Source organism: Phytohabitans flavus, assembly GCF_011764545.1.
Lineage (GTDB): Bacteria > Actinomycetota > Actinomycetes > Mycobacteriales > Micromonosporaceae > Phytohabitans > Phytohabitans flavus.
The window spans coordinates 9,527,972-9,546,292 of record NZ_AP022870.1 but is presented as its reverse complement, the minus strand read 5'-3'; the positions used below and the strand labels follow the sequence as shown (position 1 = coordinate 9,546,292).

20 protein-coding genes and 3 pseudogenes are annotated in these 18,321 nt (G+C 73.3%); 13 read left to right on the top strand and 10 right to left on the bottom strand.

The window, feature by feature from the left end; translation table 11 throughout:
• Entirely contained in the window at nucleotides 1-1,539 is a 1,539-nt protein-coding gene (locus tag Pflav_RS42520) for a DNA polymerase Y family protein (RefSeq protein ID WP_173042100.1), read from the bottom strand.
• Nucleotides 1,540-1,618: 79 nt separating this feature from the next.
• Here Pflav_RS42520 and Pflav_RS42515 point away from each other — a divergent pair, with 79 nt between their 5' ends.
• Together Pflav_RS42515 and Pflav_RS42510 are read left to right on the top strand one after the other, a co-directional pair.
• Nucleotides 1,619-3,040: an AAA family ATPase gene (locus Pflav_RS42515; RefSeq protein ID WP_173042099.1), complete on the top strand. Its 1,422-nt coding sequence runs from the start codon at nucleotides 1,619-1,621 to the stop codon at nucleotides 3,038-3,040.
• Between the two features lie 319 nt (nucleotides 3,041-3,359).
• Nucleotides 3,360-3,683: a hypothetical protein gene (locus Pflav_RS42510; RefSeq protein ID WP_197938883.1), complete on the top strand. Its 324-nt coding sequence runs from the start codon at nucleotides 3,360-3,362 to the stop codon at nucleotides 3,681-3,683.
• Nucleotides 3,684-3,713: 30 nt separating this feature from the next.
• On the opposite strand, the gene Pflav_RS42505 is transcribed toward Pflav_RS42510, so the two are convergent.
• Both Pflav_RS42505 and Pflav_RS42500 read right to left on the bottom strand, forming a co-directional pair.
• Complete coding sequence (locus tag Pflav_RS42505) at nucleotides 3,714-4,463, bottom strand: hypothetical protein (protein WP_332107848.1); 750 nt, start codon at nucleotides 4,461-4,463, stop codon at nucleotides 3,714-3,716.
• Nucleotides 4,464-4,532: 69 nt separating this feature from the next.
• Nucleotides 4,533-4,985: an SAV_6107 family HEPN domain-containing protein gene (locus tag Pflav_RS42500; protein ID WP_173042098.1), complete on the bottom strand. Its 453-nt coding sequence runs from the start codon at nucleotides 4,983-4,985 to the stop codon at nucleotides 4,533-4,535.
• A gap of 375 nt (nucleotides 4,986-5,360) precedes the next feature.
• Between Pflav_RS42500 and Pflav_RS42495 the strand changes: the two genes are divergently transcribed.
• The 7 genes and pseudogenes from Pflav_RS42495 to Pflav_RS42465 all read left to right on the top strand — a co-directional run bounded on the left by Pflav_RS42495 (nucleotide 5,361) and on the right by Pflav_RS42465 (nucleotide 11,330).
• Nucleotides 5,361-6,329 carry an EamA family transporter gene (locus tag Pflav_RS42495; protein ID WP_197938882.1) on the top strand — a complete coding sequence of 323 codons (969 nt, stop codon included), beginning with the start codon at nucleotides 5,361-5,363 and terminating at the stop codon, nucleotides 6,327-6,329.
• 17 nt (nucleotides 6,330-6,346) lie between these two features.
• A complete protein-coding gene (locus tag Pflav_RS42490; RefSeq protein ID WP_173042097.1) occupies nucleotides 6,347-6,835 on the top strand; it encodes a YbaK/EbsC family protein in 489 nt (162 codons plus the stop codon).
• Nucleotides 6,832-7,541: pseudogene (locus Pflav_RS42485) on the top strand (monooxygenase). Before Pflav_RS42490 ends, Pflav_RS42485 begins: the two are co-directional and overlap by 4 nt.
• Complete coding sequence (locus Pflav_RS42480; RefSeq protein ID WP_173042096.1) at nucleotides 7,538-8,080, top strand: GNAT family N-acetyltransferase; 543 nt, start codon at nucleotides 7,538-7,540, stop codon at nucleotides 8,078-8,080. Before Pflav_RS42485 ends, Pflav_RS42480 begins: the two are co-directional and overlap by 4 nt.
• A 4-nt stretch (nucleotides 8,081-8,084) precedes the next feature.
• Nucleotides 8,085-8,863, top strand: a pseudogene (locus Pflav_RS42475) (carotenoid biosynthesis protein).
• Nucleotides 8,860-9,936 carry a glycosyltransferase family 2 protein gene (locus tag Pflav_RS42470; protein ID WP_173042095.1) on the top strand — a complete coding sequence of 359 codons (1,077 nt, stop codon included), beginning with the start codon at nucleotides 8,860-8,862 and terminating at the stop codon, nucleotides 9,934-9,936. Before Pflav_RS42475 ends, Pflav_RS42470 begins: the two are co-directional and overlap by 4 nt.
• Nucleotides 9,927-11,330 carry a phytoene desaturase family protein gene (locus Pflav_RS42465; RefSeq protein ID WP_415624411.1) on the top strand — a complete coding sequence of 468 codons (1,404 nt, stop codon included), beginning with the start codon at nucleotides 9,927-9,929 and terminating at the stop codon, nucleotides 11,328-11,330. Before Pflav_RS42470 ends, Pflav_RS42465 begins: the two co-directional genes overlap by 10 nt.
• 52 nt (nucleotides 11,331-11,382) lie before the next feature.
• Here Pflav_RS42465 and Pflav_RS42460 read toward each other — a convergent pair whose 3' ends face one another.
• Nucleotides 11,383-12,057: a CDP-alcohol phosphatidyltransferase family protein gene (locus tag Pflav_RS42460; RefSeq protein ID WP_232072575.1), complete on the bottom strand. Its 675-nt coding sequence runs from the start codon at nucleotides 12,055-12,057 to the stop codon at nucleotides 11,383-11,385.
• Between the two features lie 27 nt (nucleotides 12,058-12,084).
• Complete coding sequence (metF, locus tag Pflav_RS42455; RefSeq protein ID WP_173042093.1) at nucleotides 12,085-13,005, bottom strand: methylenetetrahydrofolate reductase [NAD(P)H]; 921 nt, start codon at nucleotides 13,003-13,005, stop codon at nucleotides 12,085-12,087.
• A 295-nt stretch (nucleotides 13,006-13,300) separates the two neighbouring features.
• Between metF and Pflav_RS48280 the strand changes: the two are divergent.
• A pseudogene (locus Pflav_RS48280) lies at nucleotides 13,301-13,507 on the top strand (helix-turn-helix domain-containing protein); the annotation flags it as partial.
• A gap of 152 nt (nucleotides 13,508-13,659) precedes the next feature.
• On the opposite strand, the gene Pflav_RS47025 reads toward Pflav_RS48280, so the two are convergent.
• Nucleotides 13,660-13,956 (bottom strand): hypothetical protein, encoded by a 297-nt coding sequence (locus tag Pflav_RS47025; protein WP_232072835.1) that lies wholly within the window; start codon nucleotides 13,954-13,956, stop codon nucleotides 13,660-13,662.
• Nucleotides 13,957-14,055: 99 nt separating this feature from the next.
• Between Pflav_RS47025 and Pflav_RS47020 the strand changes: the two genes are divergently transcribed.
• Nucleotides 14,056-14,856 (top strand): hypothetical protein, encoded by an 801-nt coding sequence (locus tag Pflav_RS47020; RefSeq protein WP_232072834.1) that lies wholly within the window; start codon nucleotides 14,056-14,058, stop codon nucleotides 14,854-14,856.
• Between the two features lie 9 nt (nucleotides 14,857-14,865).
• Nucleotides 14,866-15,951: a polyprenyl synthetase family protein gene (locus Pflav_RS42445; RefSeq protein WP_173042092.1), complete on the top strand. Its 1,086-nt coding sequence runs from the start codon at nucleotides 14,866-14,868 to the stop codon at nucleotides 15,949-15,951.
• Between the two features lie 43 nt (nucleotides 15,952-15,994).
• Here Pflav_RS42445 and Pflav_RS42440 read toward each other — a convergent pair whose 3' ends face one another.
• From Pflav_RS42440 to Pflav_RS47015, 4 genes are all read right to left on the bottom strand, one after another.
• On the bottom strand, nucleotides 15,995-16,450 hold the full coding sequence (locus Pflav_RS42440; RefSeq protein WP_232072817.1) for a barstar family protein: 456 nt from the start codon (nucleotides 16,448-16,450) through the stop codon (nucleotides 15,995-15,997).
• Nucleotides 16,451-16,614: 164 nt separating this feature from the next.
• A complete protein-coding gene (locus Pflav_RS42435; RefSeq protein ID WP_173042090.1) occupies nucleotides 16,615-16,923 on the bottom strand; it encodes a lycopene cyclase domain-containing protein in 309 nt (102 codons plus the stop codon).
• Nucleotides 16,920-17,249, bottom strand: a complete 330-nt coding sequence (locus tag Pflav_RS42430; RefSeq protein ID WP_173042089.1) for a lycopene cyclase domain-containing protein — start codon at nucleotides 17,247-17,249, stop codon at nucleotides 16,920-16,922. Before Pflav_RS42430 ends, Pflav_RS42435 begins: the two co-directional genes overlap by 4 nt.
• 2 nt (nucleotides 17,250-17,251) lie before the next feature.
• Nucleotides 17,252-17,623, bottom strand: a complete 372-nt coding sequence (locus tag Pflav_RS47015) for an Rv2175c family DNA-binding protein (RefSeq protein ID WP_232072573.1) — start codon at nucleotides 17,621-17,623, stop codon at nucleotides 17,252-17,254.
• A 71-nt stretch (nucleotides 17,624-17,694) separates the two neighbouring features.
• Here Pflav_RS47015 and Pflav_RS47010 point away from each other — a divergent pair, with 71 nt between their 5' ends.
• Nucleotides 17,695-18,291 carry a hypothetical protein gene (locus Pflav_RS47010; RefSeq protein WP_232072571.1) on the top strand — a complete coding sequence of 199 codons (597 nt, stop codon included), beginning with the start codon at nucleotides 17,695-17,697 and terminating at the stop codon, nucleotides 18,289-18,291.
• The last annotated feature ends 30 nt before the right edge of the window (nucleotides 18,292-18,321 follow it).

The following is an 18,321-nucleotide window of genomic DNA, read 5'->3' as shown; positions in this document are numbered from 1 at the left end:
TCAGTCATAGACCGCCTCCACCGACCAGATGCCGCCGGCCAGGGAGAGCAGCAGGCCCCAGCCGCCGGGGAGGGCGACCTGGAAGCGGGCCCGGCGGCGCGACTCCTCCGGCGCCCACCAGCGCTCGTCCACCGGCCACGGCCCGACCCAGCCGACCACTTCGACCGTTCGCTCCCGCCGTGCGGAGCCGATCACGATGCGGGCCGGCGGCGCGCTGACCTCCAGCCGGCCGCTCACCTCGACCGGCGCACCGTCCGCGTCGTACACCATGACCCGCGCGGACGCCGGCAGCACCTTCGCGGGCGCCGGGGCCGGGAGGCGGCCGGGCCAGGGCGGCTGGCCGGGCCGATCCGGGGTCCGCTCGTCGCCCCACGGGACCATCCGCACCTGGTCGTCCGGCGAGCGCCCACCGCCGAGCACCGCCGTGAGCACCGCCTCCGGCCCGAGGATGCCCTGTACCCGGTGCAGCGCCCGGTGCGCCCGATCGCGCTCCTCGCCCGTCTCGCCCCACAGCCCCGGCTGGAGCCCGACGTGGGTCAGCACCCCTTCGGGGACCAGCCGCAGCCGTACGATCCCGGACACCGGCCGCTCCCGGCGCCCGGAGATCCACCCGTCGAGCTGCCACCGCACCCGGTCGGCGATGGCCACCGCGGTGAGCAGTCCGTCGTGCCGCCACACCCGGTGCAGCTCCTGCCCGTCCGCGGTCACCGCCTCGATCGCCACACGAGTGCAGGCCAGCCCGTGGCCGGCGAGCTTTTCGTGCAGCCGCTCGGCCAGCGACCGCGCCGCGAACGCCGCCACGTCGACCCGGTCGAGCGGCTCGTCGTCGTACATGTCGGTGACGTCGAGGTCGGGCGGCACGCGGCGGACTGCGAGCGGCCGGTGATCGCGCCCCGCCGCCAGCCGGTGCGCCAGCGCCGCGTCAAACCCGAACCGGGACAGGACGTCCGCGGCGGGCAGGGCCGCGAAATCCCCGAGGGTACGCATGCCGAGCCGCCGCAGCAGATCCGTCAACTGCGGACGGTCGAGCGCCTCGACGGGAAGCTCTGCCAGGAACTCGCGGCTCTCCCCCGGCGGCACGATCCGCCCGGTGCGGGCCGCCAGCCCGGCCGCGAACACCCCGTCCGCGATCCCCACCTGGCTCTCCACCCCGCACGCCTCGGCGATCCGCTCGACGATCGCCTCCGCCGTACGCTCCTCGCCGCCGAAGTAACGCGCCGGCCCCTTGGCTGCCAGCGCACACGACCCCGGACGGATCGCCTCGACGCCGACCACCAACTCCTCGACCGCCGCCACCACCGGCTCGAACGCCCGCGCGTCCCGGTCCGGGTCGTGCTCGACCACCGTCAGCCGCGGGCAGCGACTCTGCGCCTCCCGCTTGCGCAGGCCGCGCCGAACCCCGTCGGCCCGAGCCGCCCCTGAACAGGCGATCACGCGGTTGGCCCGCACCACGGCCACAGGCCCGGTCGCCGGGATGCCCTCCACCAGGTCCAGGGCGATCACCGGCCAGTCGGGACACCAGACCAGCAGCGTGCGCACGCTTGATCATAGAACAAACGTTCGAACCGTCGCCTCTGTCCTGCACGTTCTGCCTGGGCTGCCGTACTAGGCTCTGCCTATGCTCACCCGACTTGAGGTAAAGGGGTTCAAGAACCTCCTGGACGTCAGTATCGACTTCGGCCCATTCACATGTATCGCCGGAGCGAACGGCATGGGCAAGTCGAACGTGTTCGACGCGATCGAGTTCCTCTCACACCTGGCCAGCGACACACTGGTTGAGGCTTCGCAGCGCATAAGGGGAGCGTCCGGCGTCCGTGGCAGCGATCCTCGCGATCTCTTCTGGAACGGATACCGCACACAACAACGCAAGATAACGCTGGCCGCCGAGATGATCGTTCCTGCCGAGGTCGAGGATGACCTGGGCGCCGACGCCAGGGCGACCACTACGTTCCTTCGCTACGAGGTAGAGCTTGGGTTTCTACCTCCTACCGGTCAAGGCAGCGTCGGGCGCCTCAGCCTCCTTACCGAGGAACTGCGGCATATCCGTCGCGGAGAGGCCACGAAGCACCTTCGCTTTCCACACATAGCCCCGAGCTTCAAGTCGGCTGTTGTCCGCGGAGAGCGTCGAGGAGCCTTCCTGTCCACCGAGCATCTCGAGGCTGGCACGGTAATCCACGTCCACCCTGACGGAGAAAGTTCCGGCAGACCACAGCCGGTGGCGGCTGGCCGGGCAGCGCGCACGGTCCTCAGCACAGTTACCACAAACGACTATCCCACTATCCTGGCAGTACGTCGAGAAATGCAGAGCTGGCGCCGCCTGGCTTTGGAGCCATCCGCGCTAAGAGCACCTGACGGATTCGCGGATCCGCGCACATTGGCCCAGGACGGTCGTCATCTGGCTTCGACACTTTACCGGATAGCCCATGAAGTCGCCGACGGCGAAGAGTCAGACCCAGAGGCAGTATATGCAAGAGTCGCCGGAAGGCTCTCCGACCTGGCCGGGATCAGAGTGGAAGGTCTCGAGGTCGAGCTAGATCAGGTACGCGAGGTCTTCACGCTGTTTTTGCACGAAAAAGGCAACCTCAGACTGCCGGCAAGAGCCCTGTCTGAAGGAACGTTGAGATTTCTGGCGCTGTGCGTCCTCCTCGAAGATCCGACCTTTACTGGCTTGATATGCATGGAGGAGCCGGAGAACGGTATTCATCCGGCAAACCTCCCTGCGATGGTTGGCCTGGTCCAGGACCTCGCCATCGACCCAGGGTACGAACCCGACGAAACGAATCCATTCCGGCAGGTTATTGTCAATACCCACTCGCCGGGCGTGGTGCAGCTTTGCCGTCAATCCGACCTTCTGCTCGCGGAGTCACGGCCTAGCAAAACACCGAGTGGTCGCATCACCCACGCGTTGTCTCTTGTTCCATTCCGGGGATCCTGGCGGGCAGAAACAGCCCGGTCGACATTCTCCGAGGCCGACGTTGTGGCGTATCTAGCCGCTCCGCCCGGCGCCCAGACGCGCCTGCCTCTGGAGCTGGCCGGATGAGCCATCGCGATTACTCAGGGTTGTTTGTGGCCGAAGGGACCTCGGACCTCCCATTGGCCGACATTGTGCAGTCGATATTCCTTGACCATGGATTCTCTGTTTACCTGAGCAGGCCCGACTTCTCCATGCTGCCGAAGGTGGCCAAGGATGTCGGGTCCAGAATTCGCGCCGGGAGTGAGCTCGTAGGAGAACAAGTCGATGTCGTTGTCGTCCACAGGGACGCGGACAACGCGGGGCCGCAGCTCGGCGGACCGAGGTAGAAGGCGCGTTGCGCAGCAATAACCTAGCTTCGGCGCTAGTTCCAGTGATTCCTGTACGCATGACCGAGGCCTGGCTCCTGCTCGACGAGTCAGCAATTCGGCGAGTCGCCGGTAATCCACGAGGGAAGACCGACCTGGGCCTCCCGAAAGCACATCAAGTGGAATCGATAGCAGACCCCAAGGAATTGCTCGACCAGTGTCTGTTGACCGCCGCGAACGTGACCGGCCGCCGCCGAGACAGCCTTCGCAAACGCTTTCCGCAGAATCGGCGCCAGTTGCTGGAACGCCTCGACAGGAACGGTCCGATAACACAGCTCGCGAGTTGGAAACTACTCCTGAGCGACATTGAATCAGTGACTGCGCGCTGGACCAGTAACGACTAATCGACATCGCCCGCCATCGGCGAGAAGGGGTCAGCGGATCAGGGTTAGCGTGGCGCGGCGGGCCGCGGCGCGGGTTGCGGTCTCGACGTCGACGACCGCGACCACTGGTTGGCCGTCGGAGCCGGGCATCCAGACGGTGATCTCCTTGGGGCGGGCGGCCGCGCCCCTGCCGCGGGCGACGATCGTCACGCGGCGCTGGCGGAGGCGGCCGCGGCCCTCGCCCAGGCCCTCCCAGTCGCTGCGGACCACCTGGAGCGTCACGTCGGCGCCGTCCCACCGCCCATACGGCACGAGCACGCTCCCCCGCTGCCGCGCGCGGGCGGCCAGGCGGCCGGCGATGGCGGCGGGCACCGTGCCGGGGACGGCGATGACCACCACGTCGATGCCGTCGATCAGGGCGGCGACCACCGCGGCCCACTCCGGGCCGGGGTTGGGCACCAGAGCCAGGCGGTCGAGTGCGATGCCGGCGTCGGCGGCGGCGACCGCGCCGAAGGTGGGGATGCCGACCATCGCGCACCACGAGCCGGTCCGGGACGCCTCCGCGATCAGCGCGAGCACCAGGGCGGAGCTGCCGCCCAGCGCGCCGCCGGCGGGCAGCCCGCCATCGGGGAGGCCGCCGGCCGCGACGGTGGTGCCCCGGCGCAGGCCGCCGCCGGGCAGGAGCACGCCCAGCGGGGACGCCACCGGCAGCACACGGTGCCGTCCCGTGACGTCCGGGTCGCTGGCCGGCCGGACCAGCCCGGCGACCGTGGCGGACCGGAGAGTCGCCTGGCCCGCCATGGCCTTACTCGCTTTCCTGGTACGCGGCTTACTTCCTGGTATGCGGCTTACAGACGAACGTGCGACAGGTCAGGCAGCGGCCAGACCGTCCAGGGCGGGCTGGTGCGCCAGGCCGAGGGCGACCTCGACCACCGCCACGAACTGCTCGGCGGCGCGCAGCAGGTCGTCGGCCTCGCGGCTGGTGACCACGCGCGGGATGCCGGCCTGTGCCGCGGCGCGCTTGCTGGCCCCGGCGGCGAAGTAGGTGGCCCACTCACGCAGCTCGGGCGCCACCATCAGCAGAAGCGTCCAGACGCTGGTGACGCGGTTGCGCCGGACGGGCGCCGGCTGCGCGCGGGCGGCGAGCATGGCGGCCGCGGCGCGCAGGGCGGACAGGTGGGCCGCGGCATACCGCAGGCCGTCAGGGCGGGTCTGTGCCGCTTCCTCCAGCCCGTGCCGGGCAAGGACGAGCAGCTCGGCGGGAGTGCGGTGCGGCAGCACGCCAGCGGGCACGGTGGGTGCCTGAGCAGTACTGGTCGGCATGGGACTCTCTCCTCGGCGATGTCCTGTCGACGGCGCCGGCCGGGCGTGAACGCTTCCCCTCCTCACACCCGGCCGGCTCGGCCGGCGAGGCCGCTGCTCGCCGCCCGGGGGTCGGGGGAGGCGAGCAACGTCCTGCCTGAGGGCCTGGACCCGCGAATGTCCAGGACCCGCACGCGGTCTCCGCGAACCGCCCTCGGGAGGTGCGTCGCGAACCGCTCCACCCGAGTCATTCGAACAGTCGTTCGAACTACCAAGGACAGTACACCTCCCCTACGACAAAAACGCAACGTCCGGCGGCATGCCGTCGGGCGTTCCCGAGAGGTAACGACCACAATGCGATTCCACTCCTGACAGTCGGCCGGTAGCGTCACCTCCGTGACGAGGAAGCCCGCGCTGGGAGTGGCCATGGTGGTCGTCTCCGGCACGCTGTTCGCGGTCAACGGCACCGTCTCCAAGGTGGTGCTGCGCGCCGGCATCGAGCCGCCCCAGCTGGCCTTCCTCCGGGCCGCCGGTGCCCTCCTCGGCCTGCTGGCGATCACGCTGTTGCTCGGCCGCGGCCGGCGCCTCGCGGTCACCCGCCACGACCTGCCGCTCCTGGCCGGATACGGGCTGGCCGGCTTCTTCCTCGTCCCGATGCTCTACTTCATCTCGATCTCCCGGCTGCCGGTGGGCATCGGACTGCTGTTCGAGTACACCGCGCCGCTCTTCGTGGCGCTCTGGGTGCGCTTCGGCCAGCGCCAGCCCGTACGGCCGCGGCTGTGGGGCGGGCTCGCGCTCAGCCTCGTCGGGCTCGCCTGCGTGGCCGAGGTGTGGGGCGAGCTCAGCCTCGACGGGCTGGGCGTGCTCGCCGGCCTCTGCGCGGCCGTGCTCCTCGCGGCCTACTACCTGCTCGGCGCGCACGGGGTGGCACGCCGGGACACGCTGTCGCTCACCACGTGGGCGTTCGGGGCCGCCGCCGTGGCCGGCCTGCTCACGCAGGCCGTCGCCCCGACGCGGGGTGGCTGGGCGCCGCTGGCGGAGACCACCTCCGGCGGGGTGCCGGTCGCGCTGCTTCTCGGGTACGTGGTGGTGCTCGGCTCGATCGCGCCGTACCTGCTGCTCGCCGCCGCGCTCCGGCACCTGCCGGCGACCAGCGTCGGCATCATCGGCATGGTCGAGCCGGTGATCGCCTCGGCTGTGGCATGGATCACGCTCGGCGGGAGCGAGGCACTCAACACGGCCCAGCTGTCCGGCGGCGCGCTCGTCCTGGCCGGCGTGGCGCTCGCCGAGACCGCCCGGGTCGCCCCACCGCCTCCGAAACAGGCCGCCGCCGAGGAGAAAGCCGTCGCCGTCCCGACGGGTTAGGCAGCAAGATGGTCGGCATGTCCACACACCCGAACGTGCAGGCCGTACAAGACGCCCTGCTCGGCGCGGACGCCCGCGACGGCTCCGGCCGGCCCAGCGAGGTGCGGCTGCTGCCCGAGGCCGTACACACCGCGGCGGCGGCCGCGGCCGCCCTGGGCATCGAGGTGGGGCAGATCGCCAACTCCCTGATCTTCGACGCGGATGGCGAGCCGCTGCTGGTACTGACCTCGGGCGCGCACCGGGTGGACACCGCCAAGGTCGCCGCCGACCTGGGCATGGGCAAGCTCAAGCGGGCCACGCCCGACTTCGTCCGTACGCACACCGGCCAGGTCATCGGCGGGGTCGCGCCGCTCGGCCACCCCAAGCCGCTCCGCACGCTCGTCGACACCGCCTTGGAGCAGTACGGCGAGATCTGGGCCGCCGGCGGCGTACCCCAGGCGGTCTTCCCCACCACGTACGCCGAGCTGGTCCGGATCACCGCAGGGAGCCCGGCCGAGGTCGAGTGACGCCGTTCGTGACGCTGCACGCGTGGCGGGTCCCCCGCCGCGCGGTGCCGCGCGCGCTGGCCCGGATGGCCCTCGACCGGGGCCGGCTGCGCGCCACGCCCGGCGTCCGCTTCGCCAAGCTCCTCGGCACAGGTACCGGCCAGAGCTTCGGGCCCACGGACGCCGACCTGACCCGATACGCCGCGCTCGTGGTGTGGGCCGGCGCCGCGGCGGCGGACGACTTCGCCGGCTCGCCCGTGGCCCGCGCCTGGGCCCGCCTCGCCACCGGCCAGGTGCGGATCGACCTGCGCCCGCTCGCCAGCCGGGGCGGTGGTCGGGGATCGAGCCGTTCGGGACGCCCAGGGGCACCGCCGAGGGGACCGTACTCGCGCTCACCCGCGCCCGGCTCCGTCCACGCCGGGCGGTCACGTTCTGGCGCGCGATCCCGCCGGTCGCCGCCGCAGTGGGCGCCGCGCCGGGACTGCTCACCCGCTTCGGCATCGGTGAGGCGCCGATCGGCTGGCAGGGCACGGTCAGCGTGTGGCGGAACACCGCAGACCTGGTCGAGTTCGCGTACCGTCACCCCGAGCACCGGACGGCGATCCTCCGTACACCGACCGAAGGGTGGTACGCGGAGGACCTGTTCGCTCGGTTCGCCGTACTGGACGTCATGGGCGACCGTAAGGTCGTGGGCTGGAGCGACGGAGGGGAGCGCGGGCGCGCATGAGGTTGGTGCCGTGGATGCCGGACGACCTCACCAGGCGGCTGGACGACGTCGTCGCGGTGTACGGCGAGGCGATGGGCTACCGTGCCGAGCTGCTGGAGGCGCGGCGCGGCTACATCGCCACCCACGCCCGGCGACCCGGGTTCCGGGCGGTCGCCACGCTCACCCGCGACGGCCACCTGGTGGGCTTCGGCTACGGGTACACGTCCGCGACCGGGCAGTGGTGGCACGACCAGGTGCGGGGCGCGCTGACCGAGGAGGCACGCAAGACCTGGCTCACCGACTGCTTCGAGGTGGTCGAGCTGCACGTCCGCCCGGCCGCGCAGGGGCACGGCGTGGGCGCCCGCCAGCTGCGTACGCTGCTGCGCATGGCCACCGGCGCGACAACGCTGCTCTCCACACCGGAGGCCGACGAGTCGGAGTCGCGGGCCTGGCGGCTGTACCGGCGCTTCGACTTCGTCGACGTGCTGCGCGACTTCCGTTTCCCCGGCGACGAGCGGGCGTTCGCGGTGCTGGGGCGGCAGCTCCCCCTGCCCACGTGACCCGGTGAGACGCCGCCTGCCCTGGGCCCTGCTGGGCGGGCTGGTCCTCGTCCAGGTCAGTTACCCGCTCACGGGCGGCGGCGCCCGCGCGGCGGTCACCGTGGCCACCGTCGTGCTCGGGTACACGGCATCGGTGAGCCACGCGCTGCTCACCCGCGGCCCGCGCGCGACCGCTCGGCTCGTCGCGGTGACCACCGGCGGCGGCTTCGCGGTCGAGGCGCTCGGCGTGGCGACCGGCTTCCCGTTCGGCGAGTACGCCTACTCCACCGACCTCGGCCCCGGCTGGCCGGCGTATCCCTTGTCGTGCCGCTCGCCTGGACCTGGATGGCCTGGCCGGCCTGGCTCGCGGCGGTACGGGTCACCCGCTCCACGCCGGCCCGGGTGGTGCTCGCCGCGGTCGGGCTCGCCGCCTGGGACCTCTTCCTCGACCCGCAGATGGTCGCCGAGGGGTACTGGACCTGGGCCCACCCGCACCCCACCCTGCCCGGCGTCCCCGGCGTACCGGCCGGCAACTACCTCGGCTGGCTCGCGGTTGCACTTGTGATGGCCGCCCTCGTCCGCACCGCCGCGGCCGGACCCGGCCCGGACGACGCGCCGATGTACGCGCTCTACCTCTGGACGTACGCCGCCAGCACCCTGGCCCACGCGGTCTTCCTGGACCTGCCCGGCTCGGCACTGTGGGGCATGCTCGGCATGGGCCTGCTCGCCGCGCCCCTGGCCTTGTCGCTGCGGCAGAAGCCGCCGTCGCGGCAGGAGCCGGAGTTGCGGCGGGAGCCGGCGTGACCTGGCTGCTCGTGGCGGTGGTCGCGGCGCTCACCGCGCACACCGTGGTCAACGCGCGGCTGCTCCGGCGCCCCACGGCGGGATCCACAGTGGATGAGCACGTCGCCCTCCTCCTGCCGGCGCGGGACGAGGCCGATCGGGTGGAGCCGTGCCTGCGCGGGCTGAGGGCCCAGCGGGGCGTGCCCCGGCTGGAGGTGATCGTGCTGGACGACGGCTCCACCGACGGCACCGCCGACCTGGTCCGCGCGCACGGCCTCCGCGTCGAGGAAGGCGCTCCCCTGCCACCGGGCTGGCTCGGCAAGCCGTACGCCTGCCATCAGCTCGCCGCCCTCGCGCCGGACGCCACCGCGCTCGTCTTCGTGGACGCCGACGTGGTGCTCGCCCCGCACGCCGTGGCGGCCGCCGTCACCGAGCTCCGGGCGGCCGGGGTGGACCTGCTCTCGCCGTACCCGAAGATCGTGGCCCAGACGGTCGGCGAGCGGCTCGTGCAGCCGCTGTTGCAGTGGTCGTGGCTGACGTTCCTGCCGCTGCGCGCGATGGAACGCTCGCCGCGCCCCTCCCTGGCCGCGGCGGGCGGGCAGTTCCTGGTCGTGGATCGGGCGGGGTACGACCGGGCGGGCGGCCACGCGGGCGTACGCGACCAGGTGCTGGAGGACGTGGCCCTCGCCCGCGCGGTCAAAGGGGCCGGCGGGCGGATCGCGCTCGCCGACGGTTCCGCGCTGGCGACCTGCCGCATGTACGGCTCGTGGGGCGAGCTCGTGGCCGGGTACACCAAGTCGCTGTGGGCCGCATTCGGCTCCCCGCTGGGCGCGGCCGCCGTCGTGCTCCTGCTTCTGCTCCTGTACACCGCCCCGCCTATCCTGGTCGCGGTCACGCCGGCGGCCGGGCTGTGCGCGTACCTCCTGGGCGTTTTGGGTCGTGTGGTGGCGGCCCGGGCGACCGGGGGTCGGGCCTGGCCTGACGCGGTGGCCCACCCGGTCTCGACCGTGGTGTTCGCATGGCTGGTGATGCGGTCCTACCGCGAGCGGCGGCGGGGTCGGCTGCTCTGGCGCGGGCGGAGGGTGTGGCCGTGAAGGTGGTCGTGGTGGGCGCGGGCGTCGGCGGGCTGTCCGTGGCGATGCGGCTGGCCGGCGCCGGGCACAAGGTGACCGTGCTGGAGCGGTCCGAGGCGGTGGGCGGCAAGCTGGCCCGGTACGCGCGGGACGGCTTCGTCTTCGACACCGGCCCGAGCCTGCTGACGCTGCCGGAGGTCTTCGGCGACCTTGTCCATCCGGTGCCGCTCGACCCGATCGTGCGCCACTACTTCCCGGACGGCACGGTGCTCGACTCCTGCCGCGACCCGGACGCCTTCGCCGAGCGGATCGGCAAGGTGCTCGGTGCGGACGCGGCCGCGGAGTGGGCGGCGCTGTGGCGGCGGGCCGGGCGGATCTGGGAGTCCTCGTGGCGGCACGTGCTCCGCTCCGAATTGGACGGTCCACTGTCGATGATGCGGCTGGCCTGGCGGCTGCGCGACATGTGGGCGATCCGGCCCGGCCAGTCGCTGCGCGGGGTCGGCGTGCGCGACGCGCGGCTGCGGATGTTCGTCGACCGGTACGCGACGTACGCCGGCGCCGACCCCCGCCGCGCGCCCGCGGCGCTGCTCGCGGTGGCGTACGCGGAGCTGGCCTTCGGCGGCTGGTACCTGCCCGGCGGCCTCGCCCTGCTCGCCAGCGCGCTGCTGTCCCGCTGCCTGGACCTCGGCGTGGTCGTCCGCACCGGCACCCCGGTCACCGCGATCGACGCCTCGGGCGGCCGGGTGCACGGGGTACGCGCCGGCGCCGAACGCATCCCCGCCGACGTCGTGGTGACCGATGTGGACGCTGCCGACGTCTACCGCGACCTGCTCCCGACACCGCGCCGGCTGGCCCGGCTGGCCGACCGCAGCCTCGCCGGCTTCGTGCTGCTGCTGGGGATGCGTGGCCAGTCCGGCCTCGCGCACCACAACGTGTACTTCCCGGACGACTACGACGCCGAGTTCGACGCGGTCTTCGGCGATCCCGGCCGCGGCGTGCGGGCCCGGCCAGCCCCCGATCCGACCGTGTACGTGACGGTGGCCGCCGACCCGCTCGTCCGGCCGGCCGGGCACGAGGCATGGTTCGTGCTGGTGAACGCCGCCCGCCAGGGCACCGCCCCGGATGCGGTGGACTGGCGCCGCCCGGGGCTGGCGGAGGCGTACGCGGACCAGGTCCTCGACGTGCTGGAGAGCCGAGGTGTGCCGGTCCGCGACCGCCTTGTGTTCCGCGAGGTGCTGCCGCCCGGCGACCCGATCTACGGCACGGCCGCGAAGCTGGCCCGCCCAAAAAACCGCGGCCCAGTCAAGGGCCTGTTCCTGGTAGGCGGCTCAGTCCACCCAGGTGGCGGCCTCCCGCTAGTAACCCTGAGCGCGGAAATCACCGCAAGAGCCATCGGCCCCGCGTCTCCCCGTTGATCAGGGACTTGGTGGGCGTGTCGGCCGGCGCGTCCGTCCGCAAACTCCCTGATCAACCCCTCAGGGCTCGGTGGGAGGCGGCCAGCAACTGGAGCAGGCCTACCAGGGATAGGAGGACCCAGACGGCCGAGACGACCGTGATCGTGCCGGCTGGGAGTTCGGTTTGTACGGGGTCGACCAGACCGGCCAGCAGCAGCCCCACGAACGCCATCGCCACCCGGGTCGGGCGCTCGCCGACCGTGACCACGCCGATGTCGCGCATGCCGGCGGCGGTCACCCGGGCGCGGACGTACTCGTGCAGCCAGGACAGCGCGCCGGCGGCGACCACCAGCACGGCCGGTGCCCCGACCAGGTAGAAGGCGATCAGCCAGGCCGCCTCGCCCAGGCGGTCGACGAGGGAGTCGTAGAGGTAGCCGAGCCGGGTGGCGCGGTTGGTGACCACTGCCGTGGCACCGTCGACACTGTCCGCCATCGCGGCCAGCACCACGAACACGGAGGCGAGGGCGGGACGGTGGACGAGCAGTGGCACCGCGACGCAGAGCAGCAGCCCGCCGAACGTGACGCCGCCCGGTGAGATGCCGATGCGGGCCAGCCCTTTGCCGATCAGGTACGACACGCGCAGCCAGCCACGCACCAGCGGCCCGGCCTTGCGCGGGTCGAACCCGCCGTGCAGCTGGGCCCACCTGTCCGCGTAGTCGTTCCAGCTCAGCCCGCGGCCCCGTCCCACTTTCTGATCAACCGCCCGGCTGGCCGATCAGACGCGGGCGCCGGCCGGAAGGTTCTGCCACACCTCACGGGTCGCCGTCGAGCGGTTGAGCGTGATGAAGTGGATCCCGGGCACGCCCTCGTCGAGCAGCCGCGCGCACATCTCGCTGCACTGCTCGATGCCGAGCCGCCGCACCGCGTCCGCGTCGTCGGCGACCCGCTCGAACTGCTCCAGCAGCGCGGGCGGAAACGGTGCGCCGGAAAGCTGCTCGGAGCGCTCGATCGTGGCCATCCGGGTGACCGGCATGACGCCGGGCACGATCGGGGTGTCGCAGCCGGCGGCGGCCACCCGGTCGCGCAGCCGCAGGTACTCCTCGGCGTCGAAGAACATCTGGGTGACCGCGAAGTCGGCGCCGGCCCGGCACTTTTCGATGAACCGGGCGGTGTCGCTGGCGATGTCGGGCGAGCGGGGGTGCTTGTACGGAAACGCGGCCACGCCCACGCAGAAGTCGCCGGACTCCTTGAGCAGCCGGACCAGGTCAGCCGCGTAGAGCACGCCCTCGGGGTGCCGCACCCACTCGCCCATCGGGTTGCCCGGCGGGTCGCCGCGCACCGCGAGCACGTTACGCACGCCGACGCCGGCCAGCCGGCCGATCACGTGGCGCAGCTCGGCGACCGAGTGGTTGACCGCGGTGAGGTGGGCCATCGGCAGCAGCGTGGTCTCGGTGGCGACCCGCTCGGTCACCGCCACGGTGGTGTCGCGGGTGGTCCCGCCCGCCCCATAAGTGATCGAGACGAACGAGGGCCGCAGCGGCTCCAGCTCCCGGATGGCCTGCCACAGCAGCGGCTGTCCCTCGGCCGTCTTGGGCGGGAAGAACTCGAACGAGAAGGTCGGCGCGGGCCCGGCGATCAGGTCGCCGATCGATGGCTGGGAGCCACCGGGGAGGACGGAGGGGAGACCGAGTGCCACCCAGTGACTGTATCGGTTGTGCCCGGGTCGCACTCGGGCTGTCTCAGAGCGTGGGGGTGACCTTCCCCGGGCCGGCGTACGGATCTTCCGCACCAGAAAACGTCGTACCCGCGCGGTAGATAGGAACCCAGCACGGGTGTCCGCTCCCGCCCTCGCGGGAGTCACCGGCCGGGAGCGGCGCCCGAGTGGGGTTACGGGGGCGCCCGGCGGCGCCCGGGGGTCGGGTGCTGCCGGGCGGCCGAGGGGTCGGCACGTGCGTCAAGGAGGTCGTGACACTCGAGGGGGCTGAGAAGCCGTGTCCGAGGGACGCACCGCCCGGGATCCGGGCGGCACGCCATCACCATCCACCGCGCCCGCTTCGCTGGGCGCCCTGTTGGCCGCGCTCCGGCTGGGTCGCGGCTGGTCGCAGCTGCGCGTGGCCGAGCAGCTGACCGCGGCCGCCGGCCTGCACACCGTGAGCCGGCACGAGATCAGCCGTTGGGAGCGCGGCGAGCGGGTCCCCGGCGACTTCTGGCTGGGCTGGCTCGCGGTCGTGCTCGACGTGCCAAGTGCCGAGCTGGCGCTCGCCGCCGAGGCCGCCCGCCGCGGTCCCGCCCGACGGGCCGCGCCCGCGCCGGCACCCGTCGAGGGCCAGGCCGACCTGCTGCGCCTGGCTCACGCCTGGCTGGCCGATCCGGCCGGCTCGCTCGGCCGGGTCACGTCCGCCGCCGCGCCGACGGGTGGGAGCGGGGCACCGGAGCGGGCCGCAGCCGCGCGGGAGCCGGCCGGCGCACGGGCCGAGGTCGGCTCTGGGGGCTCGGCGTCCGCTCGCGACCGGGCCGGAGCGGCACCGTCCCACATGGACACGCTGACCGGGTGGCTGGCGGGCGCCCGGGCCGGCGGCGGGCGCCGGGCGGGTGGCGCGAGTGGGCGGCGCGGCGGCGGGGCCGATCCCGACGCGCTGGCCGCCACGGTCGCGGTCCTGCGCCGGCAGGACGACCTGGTCGGCGGCACCGACCTGGCCGGGCCGGCCGGACGCGAGCTGGGTGCGGCGCTCGGCCGGCCGGAGGGGTGCCGGCGAGCCGTCGGCTGCTCGGGCTGCTGGCCGAGGCGGCGCAGCTCACCGGCTGGCTGGTCGCCGACGCGGGCGACCCGGCCGGCGCGCTCGCCGCCTACCGCACCGCCCTCGCCGCGGCCGCCGATGCCGGCGACCGGCCGCTCGCGGCCCACGTGCTCGGCTCGGCCAGCCACTTGCTCGCCGGCCACGGCGACCCGCGCGGGGCGTTGCTGCTCGCCCGTAGCGGGATGGCCGGTGCGGGCCGCGCGGCCCCGGCCACGCTGCGGGCGTTGCTGCTGCACCGGGTGGCGTTCGCCGCGGCACTCTGCGGCGAGCGGCGGGCCGCGCACGACGCGCTCGGCCAGGCCGCCACCGCGGCCGCCCGCCGCGATCCGGCACAGGACCCGCCCTGGCTGTACTGGCTGGACGAGGCCGAGCTGTCCGCGATGACCGGCCGCTGCATGGCCGCGCTGGGCCGCCCGCTACGGGCCGAGCCGCTGCTCACCGCCGCCGTGTCCCGCACCGGCCAGCCGCGCACCGCCGCCCTCTACGGCGCCTGGCTGGCCCGGGTCTGCCTCGATCTCGGCGAGGTGGAGCGGGCGGGCGAGGTGGCCGGCGACGCACTGCTCGACGCGGTCCGCTCCGGCTCCGCGCGGGCGGCCGCCGAGGTGGTCGGCGTGCGCCCCCGGCTGGCCGCACACCGCGACGTGCCCGAGGCCCGGAGGTTCGCCGAGCTGGCCACGGCCTGCCGACCCTATCTGCCCGAAGTTGCACGGACCGGGGCCCCTAAAGCAGCGCAGATCAGGAGCGACTAGCGTCGTAACGTGGCCGAAGACGACCCCCCTTCGTCGCCCGTCGACCGCGCCGAGCTGCGTACGCGTGTCGACAAGGCGCTCACCGAGTTCCTAGCCCGCCGTCGCGACTGGCTCGCCACAGTTGACGACGCGGTCCTACCAATCGCCGACGCGCTCGAAGACTTCGTGCTCGGCGGCGGCAAGCGGCTGCGGCCCGCGTTCGCCTACTGGGGCTACCGCGCGGCCGGCGGCGTCGACTCCGACCCGGTCGTGGCGACCGTGGCCGCGCTGGAGTTCGTGCAGGCCAGCGCGCTGATCCACGACGACCTCATGGATCGCTCGGACACCCGGCGGGGCGAGCCTTCCGTGCACCGGCGGTTCGCGGCGCGGCACCGCGCGGAGGGGTGGCGGGGCGACCCGGACACCTTCGGCGACTCGGCCGCGATCCTGCTCGGCGACCTGTGCCTGGTCTGGTCCGACGAGATGCTGCACGCCGGCGGCCTGCCGCCCACGACATTGGTCCGGGCCCGACCGGTCTTCGACGAGATGCGCACCGAGGTCACGGTCGGGCAGTACCTGGACGTCTTCGCCCAGGCCACCGCGCACACCTCGATCGAGCTGGCCGGCAAGGTCGCGCGGTACAAGGCGGCGAAGTACACCGTGGAGCGCCCGCTGCTGCTCGGCGCCGCGCTGGCCGGGGCGCTGCCGGAGGTCCACAGCGGCCTGTCGGCGTACGGGCTGCCGCTCGGCGAGGCGTTCCAGCTCCGGGACGACGTGCTCGGCGTGTTCGGCGACCCGGCGCAGACCGGCAAGCCAGCCGGTGACGACCTGCGCGAGGGCAAGCGCACCTTCCTGGTGGTGGCGGCCTTCGAGGCGGCCGGCGACGCGGAGCGGACGGTGCTCGAGGCGCGCCTCGGCGACCCGGCGCTCGACCAGGCGGGCGTGGCCGCGCTCCGCGAGGTGATCACGTCGACCGGGGCGCTCGACCGCACCGAGGCCCGGATCACCGAGCTGACCACGGTCGCCCTTGACGCGCTGGCCGCCGCCGACATCGACCCCGCGGCCCGCGAGGTGCTCGCCGACCTGGCCGCGGCGGCGACCGCGCGTACCGGGTAAGCCGTCCCGAGGACGTGCAGGCCCGGCGCGCGGCGGCGCCGGGTCAGAGCGTCGGGATCGTCCCGTCGCCGTCCGGCTCCTCGATCGGCCCGACGCCGCGCAGCAGCACGTACAGCGGTGGCGCCGCGCCCTCCTGCCGGGCCGCGATCGCCTCGCCGAAGACCTGGTACGCCTGGCGCCACGCCTTCGGGTCCGACCGGGCCAGCCCGCCGTACTGCTCCCACAGCAGTACGTGTCCCTGCCCGGCCAGCCAGGACATGTCGCGGAGGCAGTCGAAGAAGGCGTCCCAGTTGCGCCCGAACCACCCGGGAAACGCCAGCTCCTCCGCGCAGCGGTCGAACAGGTCCAGCCGGCCGCCCAGCACCCGCCCGTCGAGCGGGTGCACCGCCCAGCCGGCGGCCGTGAGCTCCCGCCGCACGGCACTCGGGTGCGCCCGGGACAGCCAGCGGTAGATCCCCGGCGGGCGCCCGCCCGAAAGGACCGCGGCGAGCCGCGCCATCGTCACCAGGCTCCCCCTCCTGAGCCTTCACCCCCGCGCCACGCCGGATCGCGGGCCCCCCGACCCACCGGCGCGCGCGCCTGTTGGCGAAGTGTCCCCGGCGCGCCTCGTACAGGCAACCCCGTCCACTGCCCGTCGGGGCAGGTCACGGAGGCACGAAGCCCCTATTCGGGCACGCTCCGGTCACGGCGGCCCCACCAGGTCCACAGCGAAAGCGTCAGGAGCACGAGGGCGAAACCGAACAGCAGGTCCTCTACCGGGGCGTAGACCAGGCGCGGCCCGAGGATCGCGTCCGGGTTGTACCGGACGATCCCCCGCCCGGTCAGGATCCCGTTGGAGATCAGCTGGAAGAACACGATGATCGGGTACGTCGCCCAGAAGACCCACCGCCGCAGCAGGCGCGTACGCAGCACGAAGACGTCGACGGCCACCGCACCCGCCACGCCCAACAGTGCGGCCGCCGTGTACGTCATCGGTCGCCCCGGGTCCGCTGCGAGCCGACCTTGCGTACCGCCTCGAAGCCTAGGATTGCGCAGATCGGCACCACGACGAAGAAGAGCAGCTCGTCCAGGGGCAGCCCGCCGGGGAACACCACGCCGGTGGTCTGCGCCGGGTCGAAGGTCCAGTGCCCGGCGGCGATCGCGAGCAGGTCCCACACCACGAAGACGGCCACGACCGGTACGAGCGTGAGCAGCAGGCGCCGCCACTGCCGAAGGACGCCCACCCGCAGCACCGGCTCCAGCCACAGCGCCCCGGCGAGGCAGCCGGCGAGCACGGCCAGGTAGGTCAGGTGCGGCACGGTCAGAAGCCGAGCGCCTGCGCCCGCCGCTTGACCTCGGTCGCCCGGCCGGTGCTGAGCGCGTCCGCCGGCTTACCCGGAAGGGTCTCGTCCGGTTCGTAGAGCCACCGCAGCGCCTCTTCGTCGTTGTACCCAGCGTCGTGCAGCAGCGTAAGGACGCCGGGGAGGTGCTTGAGCACGGTGCGGTTAACCACGAGCTCACTCGGCACCCGCAGCACGCCGTCCCGCCGCACGGCGAGCAACGCGTGGTCGCGGATCATCTGGTTGACCTTGTTGACCGGTACCTCGAGGCGCTCGGCGACCTCAGGCAGGGTCAGCCAGACGGCGGGTCCACCGTCTGCCGGTGACGCAGAGGCCGGTGCGGAATCGGTCACCCGCTCACCCTCCCATGACGTACCCGGCACACACCAGCACCCCCTGAACCAGCCGCCGGAAGGACCTTGTCGTGAGGAAGGTAGGCCCTGAGCTGTCGGGCGCCTGGCGCTCGTTCCGGTACGACCTCGCTCGGCGACCGGCGCGGCCGGCCGAGAACGCACCGACCGCCGTGATCTACCCGGAGTACGAGCCGGCGACCCGGCCGCGGCGCCTGGTCGTCGCCGCGACCACATTGGGCACGCTCTCGCTGCTCGGCGCGGCCGGCACGTACTTCGCGGTGGTGACCGGCCTCGGCGCGCTGGCCGGTGCGGACAATGCGCCGCCGGACCGGCTCCCGGTGGTGGCCGCGGTCGGATCGCCGACACCGACCGCGCAGGGCGGGTCGCCCGTGCCGAGCCCGACGCCGAGCCGGAGCGTGCCGGTGCAAGCGGGCGGCGGTGCCGGGCCGAGCCCGAGTGGGCGGGCCCGCCTCGGCCGCGCGCCGGTACGGCCGGCACCGAGCCCGACCTGCGCCTGCGTGACCCCGCCGGTGCCCACGCGCACGTCGCCGCCGCCGGTCGCGGAGACTCCGGATCCCCCCGTGAGCAGTAGTCCACCTGCGCCGACGGCCTCCGCATCGCCCGAGCCCACACCCGAACTGAGTGACCCGCCGCCCGCAGGTGGATAGGCTCCTGCCACCAAGCCGAAGGAAGACATA